Here is a 13,317-nt window from a genome sequence, read left to right on the forward strand (position 1 = left end):
CACCGCTGAAAGAAATCACTAAGGCAATGTGCAAGGACTACGCCAGAAACGGCTTGCCATTCAACCCATACAAGGACGAACAACAGGCAGCACAACAGCAACAGACCGCACCGCAGACCGCCTATGAGCCTGAAAAAGGGCAAGTCCTTGCGATGGGCGGGCAAAGTCCCCAAAATCTCATGTATGACGGCTACGTCGAAGCAGGGAAACAGTTTGCACAACGTGGCGGGGTAGTTGGGTCTCCATAAAAGATGCTTATTTATCTGTTAATGCAGCCAAAGGCGGAATTAATAGGTAAATAAGCATCCACGGGGTGCGGGAACTCCCGCTTCTATGAGTTTCAGCAATTTTATGTCTTCCGGCGACACCTAAAAATTCAAAAAAAGACAAAAATCAGCTCAACCGGAAGCAATAAAATGCCAAAGCCAACACCCGCAAACCGTTTTAAAAAAGACGGTTTGCGGGTTTTTGTTTATGCGCAAAACAAAGACCGGGGCGGTTAGGCAGATGAACGACCTAGGCAGAAAAAGCCGATAAAAAGAAATGTTGACCGTCTTCTACCATCCTTGAAATTGAATATCATCATAGCCGCGAAAGGCTGAATAAATAAGGAAAATCCCATCATGAATACAATCGGATTGGACATATCGCAAAAAACAATAGACGCAACACTGCATAAGACCGACGGAAGCACATATTACACAAAGGTCGGAAACAATCGCGAAGGCTTCCAAAGCCTAAAAGATTGGATAAAGGTAAACAAGGTCAGAAAATGCGTCATCGGAATGGAAGCAACGGGCATATACTACGAAGCCGCTGCCGAAAATCTGTCAGAAACCTACACCGTTTACGTCATCAATCCCCTGAAAATCAAAGACTATGGCAAAAGCCAGTTTAATCGCACGAAGACCGACAAAGCCGATTCAAACCTGATCGCCGAATACACCAAACGGCATGCGGACAAAATCATACCGTACAGCAAACCAAAAAACCGCTATCTTCAAAAACTCATCAACCTGAAACAGCAACTCAAAGACCATCAGAAACAAATTAAAAACCGCCTGCACAGTTCAGATGACGAAATGATACAGGCGATTCATCAAGACCTTATCCAAGCCTATCAGGAAAAAATCGATCAAACCCAAACCGCGATAGAAGCACAAATCAAAGAACAAGCAGGAACTGACGGCCACTATCGAAACTTGCAAACCATAGCAGGCATAGGCAAAGACACCGCCGCCATACTGTACGCCCAATTGACAGACAAAAACTTCCAAACAGCAAACCAATTTGTATCATACGCAGGACTAAGCCCACAGACCGAACAGTCTGGGACGAGCGTTCACAAGAAAGGTAGGTTGAGCCGTTACGGGCATCGCCGGCTTAAACGCTCCCTGTATATGCCTGCTTTAGTCGCCTATCGGGTTAACGCATTCCCGCAGCTAATCCTTAACCTGACGAACGCGGGTAAGCCCAAAATGGTCATTATTGTCGCCATTATGCGCAAACTGGCGAAGCTGGCCTATTACATCGTCAAAACGGGCACGCCATACGATAGCACGCGGCACAAAGCGGCGCAGGCGTAAACTGTAAAAACAAACCAAACAAAAAGAAAAACGGTTACAGGAAATGTAACCGTGTATTGTCATATCGTCAAAAAGCGTAAAATAAAATAACTATATAAAATATAAAGTTACAAATATATTCCATTTAACTTGTTGACGGGCAACATATCATCTTTTTAGCTGACATTATCTTGGGCAAAGCCCACGCTACAATGCACATTGACGAGGCAAATAGAGATGTAGGTCGGATACTTGTATCCGACAAAAAACATTTGGTGCGTCTATCGTTTCCGAAAAAACGCTGTTGGAAAATGTCGGATTTGAGAATCCGACCTACGGCAGAAAAACTGTAGTAAGAACAAGGCAAATAGTCGTCTGAAAAAGGGAGGAGCAATTTTTGCCGAAACCTCCGCCGTCATTCTCGCGCAGGCGGGAATGACGGACGATAAAAGTCGGGTATAGATACCTAACCCCTGTTTATAACTGAAATCAATAAGGAAGAACATTATGTCCCAAGTTTTTAAAGATTTTGATTTGTCCTCCGTATGGAAAACTAATAGTTGGGCAGATGAAAACTACAAAGAAGCCCCGTTTACCCCTGAAATTTTGGCTGCCGTAGAAAGTGAGCTAGGCTATAAATTGCCGCAAAGTTTTATTGAATTGATGGCAGTACAAAACGGCGGGATATTTGTTAAAAACTGCTTTCCGACCACGCAGAAAAATTCGTGGGCGAAAGATCATGTGCAAATTTGCGAGATGTCGGGAATCGGTTTTGAAAAAGAAGGAAGTCTGTGCGGCGCGATGGGGCAAAAACTTTGGCTGGAAGAATGGGAGTATCCGCCTATCGGCGTGTATTTGGCCACCGACCCGTCAGGAGGTCATGCCCTGTTTGCCTTGGACTATCGAGAGTGTGGAAAAGACGGCGAGCCGAAAGTGGTGCTTGTCGAACAAGAATGGGATTTTGAAATAGTCGAACTTGCCCCCGATTTTGAAACCTTTATCCGCAACTTGCGGCATGAAGATGAGTTTTTAGATAACTAATAAAGAGTAGGCCGTCTGAAAATTTTTCAGACGGCCTTTTAACATCTACCTATTAAGCCGAAAAAGCCTTATATGCCATTGAAACGATAATCAGCAAAACCGTTACGACCAAAACCTTACGAATAACTTCCCCGTTTGAATTGATAGCATGGAGGCTGCCAAAATGGTTGCCCAACAAATTTGCCAAAATCATCGGGATTCCGATTAGGAACGCCATTTTCCCTGCTATCAAGAAGGCAACAAATGCCCCGATGTTAGAAGCAAAATTGAAAATCTTGGAAGTAGCCGAAGCCTGCAACAACGACAATTTGTTAATGACAAACAAAGCAATGATGAAAATACTACCTGTACCCGGGCCAAAAAAACCGTCATAAAAACCAACAATCAGACAAGTTAAAAATACGGCGATAACGGATTTTTTTATCTCGCCACGCTCGTCTTCTTTTTTCAGCAAAACACCTTTAAACAAAGTTGCCAGCAAGCCTATGGGCAAAAACGCAAGAATAATGTAATTGATGGTTTCCACCGGAAGAATCAAAATGACTTTTGCACCGACAAATGCCCCAATTAAAGCCGCAACAATGCCAACCGGCACAATATGCCATACAATCGAACTGCTCTTCATAAAATTTTTAATCGCAGCCACCGTACCGATGGTACTCACCAATTTTTCCTGTGCCAACGCGACCTGAGGCGGTAAACCTACCATCAAAAATGCGGGAATCAAAATCAGCCCTGCTCCGCCCGCAATAGCATCGACATAGCCCGCAATCAAAGACGCGACAACCAGCAGGAAAAGGCCGAGATAAAAATAATCGGCAATAATACTGCCGGGAATGAATAATTGTTCCATGGATTGTTTCCTCTTGATTAAATTTTTTGTTATTAAAAGTTATTAACTGCTCAATACATCGCCCTTCTTCGTCAAAACATATTGATAAACTTCTTCTACCGTAGCTTCGTCATAGCTTTTGCCAAAGCGTTTTTTGTAGCCCAGTTCGTATAGTTTTACATGATGCCCTTCCGGGATTTCAACGCCCACATTTTCCAAACACGATTTGGCGCAATGCAGATGACAGCCGTCAATAACCAACATCGGCCGTCCGGACTGCGCTTTGCGTACCAACGGCGCGACTTTGCCGCCTACGCCGGAAATGCACGACATTTCAAATTCTCCGGCATGGTCGAGCGCCACGGCTGTGTTGTTGGCCAGCTGCGCCACATCGGAACATCCGGAACAAGAATAAATTAAGGGAAGCTCATTGCGGTTAGGCATTTTCTATTTCCTCCGGTAGCGGTTTTTATCTTTATATTGCCATCCATAGTCAATCTGTCGGGCGCATCATGCGTGGTATGCAGACCCGTTTTCTTTTTTCAGACGGCCTACGGCTTATCCATTTATATAATATTAAAAGGCATCATAACTCAATACGATTAGACATTCTAGAACAAAGCAGATTGCACCTTCTAAAAAATAAAGGCCGTCTGAAAACAGATAACGCTGCTTTTTCAGACGGCCTTTTTATTTGAAGTTAATGATTAGGCTTTGTGTTCGCCATCATTTTCTGCTTTGGGCGGAACGGGGGCAAACCAGCCGACCAGAAGCAGCAGCAGGCCAACAATGATGAAGGAGGCAATGCGCTCAATACCGCCGCTGTTGGAAAGCTCGATCAGGAAGAGTTTGACGACTACGATGCCCATCAGCGTCGCGCCTGTCATCCAGTAGGAATGCTATTTCAGAATCAGAAATATGGTCAGGAGCAGATTTTTTAATCTGTACTCCGTCGCATAAGTCTGAAAAGAAAAATCGCGACAGCTATTAAAAAACAAGCAAGTAAAAAATCCATCTTATGTTACCAATTCTATTCATTTTTTTATTTTCGATACCATAATTATTTTTTAATTACACCCATTGAAATGGTGGTTGCCATTAAATCAAATTCTTAAAATCTAGTCATGTTGAATATAACATCGTCTGAAAACCTTGAAAGGTTTTCAGACGACCTTGGATATGTTTGAATTCAAATACTTTTGATATTATTGCAACTTTTATCGAAATTGAAGTATTCGACCTCCAATTACTAGCTTAACATTACCCTTTTTCATAATTTGAAGATTATCAAACCATATATCAATAAAGTCTTCCTGGTAAATTTTTATTGATAAAATATCACATATATTTTTTACAGAGCCAGAATATTCCTCACCCAAATTATAGTCTTCTAATATTAAATCTATACAGTCTCTAGAATAGTTATAATCTGATTGAACATATTCAACTAAATATCCATAGAATGAATTTATTATTTTATCAATACCTAACGATATACTTTGTTCATCAGTGATTAATTTATCCGTTTTTACCTGCATGATACCTAGCGTTATTTCCCTAGGGCTATGCTTAGCTACAAAATTTTCAATCAATCTAGCATTCTTTGGTCTATTAAAATCTTCAAATATCATTATAGAATAAACAACCAATTGAAGAAACTTAAGATTATTAATTCTAAAATCATTATTGTTTGTATCCCATTCTTTTGCAATCTCTACCTTTTTATAAATATTTTCTAAGCCATCCTCAAGATTAGATTTAATATATTTATCATACAAAGAGATAAAATTCTTATATTTAATAGCTATATATTTTGAGATTCTTTCTTTTTTCTTAGCTTCGGGCAATTCAATTTTATTTATGATATTAAATATAAACAAACCAATTATTATCCATAACTCATTAGAAATAGTATTAAAATCTGGAATCAATGGTTTTTTAGGTAAGATTAACTTAACGTATACAAAATAACTAACAATGCTAATAGTAATTGCATAAAATATCTGCAGCTTCCAATCTAGGATATGCAGTCTACCCATGAACAAATTAATAAATAATCTTAATAAAACAGAGTAAATAGTAACTATGTAAATACTTTCTGTGAATCTATCGAGTTGAAAACTATAAAGAATTGCAGATATTAAAATAATAAAAATTGCAGGAGTAAGTACCTTTAGAGAAAAATTAAAAGCAGCAGAGTCCTCTCTATCTACAATAAAATCAATTTTATGATAGCCAAGAGAATAAGAATGTTTACCCAACCAATTTGATATAAAAAATAATGCAATTGCTAAAATAGGATAGATAATTACATACAATAAGACATTCATAGAAAATTCTTTCTTATTCAAAATAATAAATTTATAGTTTATCAATGTGCCTCTTCCCAATTCATACCCACGCCCACTTCTGCCACCAGCGGCACGTTCAACATCCCTTCGTCCACTTTCGCCATAATCTGCGGCAGTTTTTCTTTGACTAAATCCAGTTCGGCTTCGGGTACTTCCAACACCAGTTCGTCATGCACCTGCATAATCAGTTTGCTCTTCAGGCCGTCTGAAACCAGCCAGCGGGACACGTCTATCATGGCGCGTTTGATGAGGTCGGATGCGGTGCCCTGCATGGGGGCGTTGATGGCGGCGCGTTCGGCTCCGGCGCGGGCGTTGGCGTTTTTGTTGTGGATGTCGGGCAGGTAGAGGCGGCGGCCGAACAGGGTTTCGACGAAGCCTTGCGCGGCGGCTTGTTCTTTGGTGCGCTGCATGTATTCGGCGACGCCGGGGTAGCGGGCGAAGTAGCGGTCGATGAAGGTTTTGGCGGACAGGTTGTCTATGCCCAGCGATTTGGCGAGGCCGTATTGGCCCATACCGTAGATCAGGCCGAAGTTGATGGTTTTGGCGTAGCGGCGTTGTTCTGACGAGACGTTTTCGGGAGCGATGCCGAATACTTCGGCGGCGGTGCGGCGGTGTACGTCTTCGCCGTTTTGGAACGCGGTAATCAGGGTTTTGTCGCCGGAGAGGTGCGCCATGATGCGCAGCTCGATTTGGGAATAGTCGGCGGAAACGATGACGCTGCCTTGCGGTGCGGTAAAGGCGCGGCGCACGCGGCGGCCTTCGGCGGTGCGGATGGGGATGTTTTGCAGGTTGGGGTTGTTGCTGGCGAGGCGGCCGGTGATGGCGACGGCTTGGGCGTAGGTGGTATGCACGCGGCCGTCTTTGGGGGAAATCATTTCGGGCAGTTTGTCGGTGTAGGTGGATTTGAGTTTCGCCAGGCTGCGGTTTTGCAGGATGATTTTGGGCAGAGGGTAGTCGGGCGCGAGCTGTTCGAGCACGGCTTCGTTGGTGGAAATGCCGCCTTTGGCGGTTTTTTTCAGGCCTTTGGTGGGAATGCCCATTTTGTCGAACAGGATTTCTTGAAGCTGTTTGGGCGAGTTGAGGTTGAACGGCTGTCCTGCGGCGGCGTAGGCTTCTTGTTCAAGCTTCATCAGCTCGGCGCCAAGCTCCGCGCTTTGGCGGGCGAGTTCGGCGCGGTCGATTTGTACGCCGTTGCGTTCCATTTCAAACAATACCTGCGCGACGGGCAGCTCCATTTTTTCATACATTTCAAGCTGTTTGGCGTCCATTTGCGCGCGCAGGTGCGCTTCGAGGCGCAGGGAGAAATCGGCATCTTGGGCGGCGTATTCGGTCGCCTGCCCGATAGCGACATCAGCAAAACTGATTTGCTTCGCGCCTTTGCCGCACAACGATTCGTAGGTAATGGTTTCCAGGACGAGCCAGCGTTCGGACAATTCGTCCAAGCCGTGTCCGAGATGGCTCTCGATGATGTAGGAAGCGAGCATGGAATCGCCGGCAATGCCGTTCAAGGCGATGCCGTAGTTGGCAAAAACGTGTTGGTCGTATTTGAGGTTTTGCCCGATTTTTTTCAGGGCTGGGTTTTCCAAATGCGGTTTCAGACGGCCTAATACGTCTTGCAAATCAAGTTGTTCGGGTGCAGCAGTCAGGCTGTGTCCTACGGGGATGTAAACCGCTTTGCCTGCTTGGAACGCGATGCTGATACCGACCAGCGAGGCGTTCATCGCGTCTAATGACGTGGTTTCCGTATCAATGCCGATTGTGTCCGCCTGCGCCAGTTTCTCCAACAAAGCGGCAAACTGCGCTTCGGTGGTAACGGCTTGATAATCCAGCTTTTCGGGGGCTGGGGCGAGTTCGGGTTGTTTTTCAGGCTGTGTTTCCATCGCCAATGCGGCTTGTTCGCCGATATGCTCGCTGCCGAACAAATCCGTGTTTTGCGCTTCGTGCATACGGCTTTCCGCTTCTTTCAACCAAGTGCGGAAGCCCCAGCGTTTGAAATCGACAACCAGCTGCGCCCATTTAGGCGTAGTACGGCGCAGGCTTTCGAGGCCGTCTGAAAGCTCGGTGTGCAAATCCAAATCGGTTTTAATCGTTACCAAATCATACGACAGCGGCAGTTGTTCCAAAGCAGCTTGCAGGTTTTCTCCCACCTTGCCTTTGACTTCGGCAGCGTGTTCCATCACACCAGCCAGCGAGCCGTAAGCTTCCAGCCACTTCACCGCCGTTTTCGGGCCGCATTTTTCCACACCCGGCACGTTGTCCACCTTGTCACCCATCAGCGCGAGATAATCGCGGATTTGGTCGGGGCGCACACCGAATTTTTCCTTCACGCCTTCAATATCCAGCGTTTCGCCGCTCATCGTGTTCACCAGCGTTACGCGCTCGTTCACCAACTGCGCCATGTCCTTATCGCCGGTAGATACCACCACGTTCCACCCTGCTTCGCTAGCCATCTTAGCCAAAGTGCCGATAACGTCGTCCGCTTCCACTTGCGGAATCACCAATACCGGCCAGCCCATCAGGCGCACCAAATCCGGCAAGGCTTCCGCCTGCGGGCGCAAATCATCCGGCATCGGCGGGCGCGTCGCCTTATAGTCGGGGAACATCTCATGGCGAAAATTTTTGCCCTTCGCATCAAACACCACCGCGCAATAGTCGTGCACATAATCCGCCCGCAGCCGGCGCAGCATGTTCAACACGCCATACATCGCCCCAGTCGGTGCACCGTCGGGCGCGGACAAATTCTGCCCCATAGCATGATAGGCGCGGTAAAGATAAGAAGAGCCGTCAACGAGAAGGAGTGTGGGTTTGTTGGACATGGAAAACCTGCTGTGTGTATGAAAATAATGTACGGATTATAAAGGAAAAGGCCGTCTGAAAACCGAAAATCAAGTTTCAGACGGCCTGATGTTTACATAAATATACGGTTTCAGGTATTGCGCCTCAGAATCCCATCTTGTATATTTGTATTCAAATGAATACAAACCAAATCAAACGAATATGAATGCAACGAACCGTATCCCAATTAGTGTGCGCATCACTCAGGAAGATTCTGATTTTATTGCCGAACTTAAAATCGAAGGTGCGAATACGCCGTCTGAAAAAATCCGCGAATTGCTCAAGCTGGCACGCTTGGCGCATACGCAGACACGCGATTACAGCTCCGCCCTGACGGCGCAGGAGCAGTTTTTCCAAGCGGCAAAACACGAAATCTTGCACGCTGAAAAACAGGCCGGAGTGCATTCGCATATCGTGGCGAGGTTGTTTGAACAACTGCCCGACTTAGGCGCAACACTCGCCGCCGACCTGCCCGAAGAAGCCGACCTCGACGATTTGAAAAAATACGAGCGCGAACTGATGTGGCGCATCGTCCGCCTGACTGACAGCATCCTGCAACTCGCCGTAACCGGCAAAGGCGCGGCATACGACGACAGCGTATTGCAACAGCTTGAAAATACTTTGAAACTGGCGAAGATTGTACAACAGGCAAATGAAGTTTAAGACTGCCTCCATACCAAATGAAACAAACACATTTTAGTGAAAGGAAAATCCAAATGAGCGAAACCCTATCCCGCCGAGTAGGCCGTCTGGTGAGCGGCGGTTTTCATGCCCTGATTGATGCGGCGGAAAACCTCGCGCCTGAAGCGGTTATGAACGAAAGCATCCGCGAAATTGAGCGCGCAGTAGATGAGGTGCGTGCTGAATTGGGCAAAGTGTTGGCGCAGAAACACCTTGCCGCTAAGAAAATGGCCGATGAAAGCAACCGCCACGAGGCCATCGATGCCAATCTGCAAGCCGCCGTAGATGCCGGTCGCGATGACCTTGCCGAAGCGGGTATCGCCGAGCAGATGGACATCGAAGCGCGTCTGCCCATCTTGGAAAACACCATTGCTGACTGTGCTGCACAAGAAAAAGAGCTCGAAGGCTTTATCGCCGCCCTGCAGGCGAAAAAACGCGAGATGCAGCAGCAGTTGCAAGACTGGCGTGCCGCACAGCAAAGCATGGGCACAGGCAAAACAGTCGGCGGCAACGGCAGCGACCTCAACCGCATTGCCCGTGATGCCGAAAAAAGCGGCAATGCCTTCGACCGTGTGATGGGTCGCCAAAACTCGGTACACAGCAGCACCGATGCGGCGCAGTTGGCCAAGCTGAAAGAACTGGAAGACTTAAGCCGCAACCACCGCATTGCCGAAAGATTGGCGGCATTGAAAGCAGGGAAATAAGATGAATTTTGTTAATAAGATTTATGAGCTTGCTGAGCAGATTGCTTACCGCCATAAGATGTTGAATCACCATGCTGCATGGTTGCTGTTATCAACTATCGCGGTTTGGTCTCTTAGTGATAATCACCCCATACCCGCAATAGTTGCTGCTATTTTAATTATGGGATTCTATGCTGTTATTATTATGAATGACGTGAAGACAAAATATGGAGACAAATTAATTGCAGATGGACGGAAAGTTTCTATTGAACAAGCCATAGAATTATTAAAAACCGAAATCTTGGAAAACTGTGACAAACAAGAGCAGCAAAAACTCTTAGATCTATTGGAGAAGAAATGCCTAACTCAAATAAAGTTTAAAAACTTCTTCAAATACCGTTTATTTTGGATTGCATATATCTTTTGGGGGTGGATGCTTTTAGATTTACTTATATTAAGTAGATAAAATCCAAACAAACCCCACCAACATTAAAAATGTATTATTCAAAATACAAATCCCATAAAGAAAAAATCAAAAAGAATAAGGAAATGCAATATGTGGAATTTAATCAACGCCCCCGAAACTGAAATCTTCGGCATTGCCATTGCGCTGATGATTTTGCTCGGTGTGTTGGAAGTCATTTCCATGCTGGCAGGCGGTATCAGTGACTGGTTGGACAACCTGTTGCCCGACAGTCTGACCGAAACCGCGCACGCCGAGGTTGGATTGGATGTGGCGGATGCAGGCATATTCGTGCGTTTCCTGAGCTGGCTGTATGTCGGACGTATCCCGGTGTTGATGTTGATGGTGGTATTTCTTGCCGTATACGGACTGACGGGTTATCTGTTTCAGACGGCCTTTGCCACTGTATTCGGCAGCTATCTGAATGGCACGCTGGCAGCAGTCATCGTTTGGTTTCTTTCCCTGCCCTTAGTGCGAGTGACGGCTAGCGGTTTGTACAAAATTATGCCGAAAGATGAAACCACTGCCGTTTCGCAAGAAAGTTTAATCGGCCGCGTCGGCACAGTGGTGCTGGGCGAAGCTCGGGTAGGTAATGCGGCGCAGGTGCGCGTGAAAGATGCTTACGGCCAACAGCATTATGTGATGGTAGAGCCTGACTCTGAAGATGTATTGAAACAAGGCGATGCGGTATTGCTGGTATCGTTGGACGGAAATACATTTAAGGCAATTTTGAATCCGAGCGGCAGCTTGGTAGATTAAGGCCGTCTGAAACCGCTGATTTATCGATACGGTAAAAATAGATACTTTACCGCCCTATCCTCACCATCTAGAAATCCGAAATAACAATATAGAAGAACAACCACTCTATTATTTCAACCCATATTTTTAACCCTTTCAGACGGCCTCTTTCTCTCAAAGCCTTCTGAATCCACCGCCCCAAAAGGCATATTAACAAGAAGAAAGGAAAAACCATGAATTTGGTCTCCATCGGCACTATCGCCGGCGTCATACTCGTCGCGCTGTTTGTACTCGGCCTTATCCTGACCCGTCTGTATCGCCGTGCCAGCAAAGAAGTCTCATTTGTCCGCACCGGTTTTGGTGGCGAAAAAGTCATCATGAATGGCGGCGCGATGGTGCTCCCCGTGTTGCACGAAATCATCCCCGTCAACATGAATACACTGCGCCTTGAAGTGCGCCGCGCAGCCCAACAAGCGCTGATTACCCGCGACCGGATGCGCGTTGACGTGATGGCGGAATTTTACGTTCGCGTTAAACCCAGCGCCGAGAGCATTGCGACCGCCGCACAAACGCTGGGTATGAAAACCATGTCTCCCGACGAATTGAAAGACCTCGTCGAAGGTAAATTCGTTGATGCCTTGCGTGCCGTTGCCGCCGAAATGGCGATGGAAGAACTTCATGAAAAACGTGTTGATTTCGTTCAGAAAGTACAACAAGTCGTGAGCGAAGACTTGTTCAAAAACGGCCTTGAACTTGAAACCGTTTCCCTGACCGGCCTCGACCAAACCAGCTTTGAGTTCTTCAACCCGCAAAATGCGTTTGACGCGGAAGGTTTGACCAAACTGACCGAAACCATCGAAGGCCGCCGCAAAAAACGCAACGAAATCGAACAAGACACTGACTTGGCGATTAAAACCAAAAACCTCGAAGCCGAGCAGCAACGCCTGAAAATCTCGCGCGAAGAAGAATACGCCAAACTCGAACAAGAGCGTGAGATTGCCGTCCGCCGCGCCGAACAAGAGGCCAGCATTGCCGAGCAAGAATCTCAGAAAAAACGTGAAGCGGAAGAAGCGAAAATTGCCGCTGAACGCGAAGTGGATTTGAAACGCATTGCCGCCGAACGCGACATTAAAAACGAAGACATCCGCAAAGCCCAAGCCGTCGAGCAGGCAGAGGTTGAACGCCGCAAAGCCATCGAGTTGGCCGAGCAAGACCGCGCCATCGCCGTTGCCGAGAAATCGCGTGCCGAATCCGAAGCTAAAGCTGAGGCCGACAAAGCCCGTGCCGCAGCTGTTCGTGAAGAAGAAAGCGTGATTACCGTACGCGAAACCGAACGCGCCGAGCGTGCTAAAGCGGTCGAACTGATTGCCGCAGAAGAAGCCGCGCAAAAAGATGCGATTTCGCTCACTGTTGCCGCCGAAGCTGAAAAACAAGCTGCACAAGACCGCGCTGAAGCCGTGCGTATTGCCGCCGAAGCCGAAGCCGAAAAACACCGCCTGCAAGCCAAAGGTGAGGCCGATGCCAAAATTCTGTTGGCGCAAGCGCAAGAGCAACAATACAAGGTTGACGCCGAAGGTACCCGCGCTGTGAACGAAGCTGCCAACGTCCTGAGCGTTGAACAGGTTGAAATGCAAGTCCGCCTTGCCCTCTTGAAACATCTGCCTGACATCATCCGCGAATCCGTCCGCCCAATGGAAAAAATCGAAGACATCAAGATTTTGCAAGTCAATGGTCTGGGTGGCTTTGCCGGTGGTGCAAACGGTGCGGAAGGTGTTTCAGACGGCCAGACCACACAAGCCAGCCTTGCAGACCAAATGGTCAACAGCGCACTGCGCTACCGCAGCCAAGCTCCGTTGGTTGACGGTCTCTTGAAAGAGTTGGGGCTAAATGGTGGCGACATCAACGGCCTGACCCAAGGACTTGATAAAACCATCGACCAATCATAAACGAATGCCATCATAATGGTTTAAAGGCCGTCTGAAACTTTTCAGACGGCCTTTTGTTTATACAAGAGCTTCCACAAATTCTAATATTTTCAATACTGATCAATTCAGATCTGTTGTAGTAGCAATAAATTAGGAATCATCCAATCTATTTTTTGAGGATAAAAAAGATTGGGTGGACTATT

11 protein-coding genes and 2 pseudogenes are annotated in these 13,317 nt (G+C 46.6%); 8 read left to right on the forward strand and 5 right to left on the reverse strand.

The window, feature by feature from the left end; translation table 11 throughout:
• The 3 genes and pseudogenes from HMPREF3139_RS10840 to HMPREF3139_RS01265 form a co-directional block, all read left to right on the forward strand.
• Positions 1 to 248 (forward strand): annotated as a pseudogene (locus tag HMPREF3139_RS10840) (hypothetical protein); the annotation flags it as partial.
• 375 nt (positions 249 to 623) lie between these two features.
• Positions 624 to 1,586 carry an IS110 family RNA-guided transposase gene (locus HMPREF3139_RS01260; RefSeq protein WP_070459735.1) on the forward strand — a complete coding sequence of 321 codons (963 nt, stop codon included), beginning with the start codon at positions 624 to 626 and terminating at the stop codon, positions 1,584 to 1,586.
• 486 nt (positions 1,587 to 2,072) lie between these two features.
• On the forward strand, positions 2,073 to 2,606 hold the full coding sequence (locus tag HMPREF3139_RS01265) for an SMI1/KNR4 family protein (protein ID WP_070459738.1): 534 nt from the start codon (positions 2,073 to 2,075) through the stop codon (positions 2,604 to 2,606).
• Positions 2,607 to 2,658: 52 nt separating this feature from the next.
• Here the strand turns inward: HMPREF3139_RS01265 and HMPREF3139_RS01270 are convergent, their stop codons facing one another.
• The 5 genes and pseudogenes from HMPREF3139_RS01270 to polA all read right to left on the reverse strand — a co-directional run bounded on the left by HMPREF3139_RS01270 (position 2,659) and on the right by polA (position 8,605).
• Complete coding sequence (locus tag HMPREF3139_RS01270) at positions 2,659 to 3,459, reverse strand: sulfite exporter TauE/SafE family protein (RefSeq protein WP_070459741.1); 801 nt, start codon at positions 3,457 to 3,459, stop codon at positions 2,659 to 2,661.
• Positions 3,460 to 3,501: 42 nt separating this feature from the next.
• Entirely contained in the window at positions 3,502 to 3,882 is a 381-nt protein-coding gene (locus tag HMPREF3139_RS01275; RefSeq protein ID WP_003748129.1) for a putative zinc-binding protein, read from the reverse strand.
• A gap of 263 nt (positions 3,883 to 4,145) precedes the next feature.
• Positions 4,146 to 4,331 (reverse strand): annotated as a pseudogene (locus tag HMPREF3139_RS10435) (DUF2339 domain-containing protein); the annotation flags it as partial.
• A gap of 324 nt (positions 4,332 to 4,655) precedes the next feature.
• Positions 4,656 to 5,768: a hypothetical protein gene (locus tag HMPREF3139_RS01280; RefSeq protein ID WP_070459744.1), complete on the reverse strand. Its 1,113-nt coding sequence runs from the start codon at positions 5,766 to 5,768 to the stop codon at positions 4,656 to 4,658.
• A gap of 41 nt (positions 5,769 to 5,809) precedes the next feature.
• The gene (gene polA, locus HMPREF3139_RS01285) at positions 5,810 to 8,605 is read right to left on the reverse strand and encodes a DNA polymerase I (protein WP_070459747.1); all 2,796 of its coding nucleotides are present in this window, start codon (positions 8,603 to 8,605) and stop codon (positions 5,810 to 5,812) included.
• Between the two features lie 181 nt (positions 8,606 to 8,786).
• On the opposite strand from polA, the gene HMPREF3139_RS01290 reads away from it, so the two are divergent.
• From HMPREF3139_RS01290 to HMPREF3139_RS01310, 5 genes are all read left to right on the forward strand, one after another.
• Complete coding sequence (locus tag HMPREF3139_RS01290; protein WP_070459750.1) at positions 8,787 to 9,287, forward strand: hypothetical protein; 501 nt, start codon at positions 8,787 to 8,789, stop codon at positions 9,285 to 9,287.
• Between the two features lie 53 nt (positions 9,288 to 9,340).
• Positions 9,341 to 10,009 carry a PspA/IM30 family protein gene (locus HMPREF3139_RS01295; protein ID WP_070459753.1) on the forward strand — a complete coding sequence of 223 codons (669 nt, stop codon included), beginning with the start codon at positions 9,341 to 9,343 and terminating at the stop codon, positions 10,007 to 10,009.
• Between the two features lies 1 nt (position 10,010).
• Positions 10,011 to 10,454, forward strand: coding sequence for a hypothetical protein (locus tag HMPREF3139_RS01300; RefSeq protein ID WP_070459756.1), 444 nt, complete (start codon positions 10,011 to 10,013; stop codon positions 10,452 to 10,454).
• Positions 10,455 to 10,544: 90 nt separating this feature from the next.
• Positions 10,545 to 11,210, forward strand: coding sequence for a YqiJ family protein (locus HMPREF3139_RS01305; protein WP_070459759.1), 666 nt, complete (start codon positions 10,545 to 10,547; stop codon positions 11,208 to 11,210).
• A 212-nt stretch (positions 11,211 to 11,422) separates the two neighbouring features.
• Positions 11,423 to 13,135 carry a flotillin family protein gene (locus HMPREF3139_RS01310; RefSeq protein ID WP_004519001.1) on the forward strand — a complete coding sequence of 571 codons (1,713 nt, stop codon included), beginning with the start codon at positions 11,423 to 11,425 and terminating at the stop codon, positions 13,133 to 13,135.
• Positions 13,136 to 13,317: the final 182 nt, after the last annotated feature.

The organism is Neisseria sp. HMSC15G01, assembly GCF_001808255.1.
In the GTDB taxonomy this organism is placed as follows: domain Bacteria; phylum Pseudomonadota; class Gammaproteobacteria; order Burkholderiales; family Neisseriaceae; genus Neisseria; species Neisseria subflava_A.

Excerpts from the sequence above, each read along its gene's own strand:
- HMPREF3139_RS01300 (WP_070459756.1), top strand. The coding sequence starts at position 10,011 with ATGAATTTTGTTAATAAGATTTATGAGCTTGCTGAGCAGATTGCTTAC.
- HMPREF3139_RS01270 (WP_070459741.1), bottom strand. The coding sequence starts at position 3,459 with ATGGAACAATTATTCATTCCCGGCAGTATTATTGCCGATTATTTTTAT.
- HMPREF3139_RS01275 (WP_003748129.1), bottom strand. The coding sequence starts at position 3,882 with ATGCCTAACCGCAATGAGCTTCCCTTAATTTATTCTTGTTCCGGATGT.
- HMPREF3139_RS01310 (WP_004519001.1), top strand. The coding sequence starts at position 11,423 with ATGAATTTGGTCTCCATCGGCACTATCGCCGGCGTCATACTCGTCGCG.
- HMPREF3139_RS01280 (WP_070459744.1), bottom strand. The coding sequence starts at position 5,768 with ATGAATGTCTTATTGTATGTAATTATCTATCCTATTTTAGCAATTGCA.
- polA (WP_070459747.1), bottom strand. The coding sequence starts at position 8,605 with ATGTCCAACAAACCCACACTCCTTCTCGTTGACGGCTCTTCTTATCTT.
- HMPREF3139_RS01260 (WP_070459735.1), top strand. The coding sequence starts at position 624 with ATGAATACAATCGGATTGGACATATCGCAAAAAACAATAGACGCAACA.
- HMPREF3139_RS01295 (WP_070459753.1), top strand. The coding sequence starts at position 9,341 with ATGAGCGAAACCCTATCCCGCCGAGTAGGCCGTCTGGTGAGCGGCGGT.
- HMPREF3139_RS01305 (WP_070459759.1), top strand. The coding sequence starts at position 10,545 with ATGTGGAATTTAATCAACGCCCCCGAAACTGAAATCTTCGGCATTGCC.
- HMPREF3139_RS01265 (WP_070459738.1), top strand. The coding sequence starts at position 2,073 with ATGTCCCAAGTTTTTAAAGATTTTGATTTGTCCTCCGTATGGAAAACT.
- HMPREF3139_RS01290 (WP_070459750.1), top strand. The coding sequence starts at position 8,787 with ATGAATGCAACGAACCGTATCCCAATTAGTGTGCGCATCACTCAGGAA.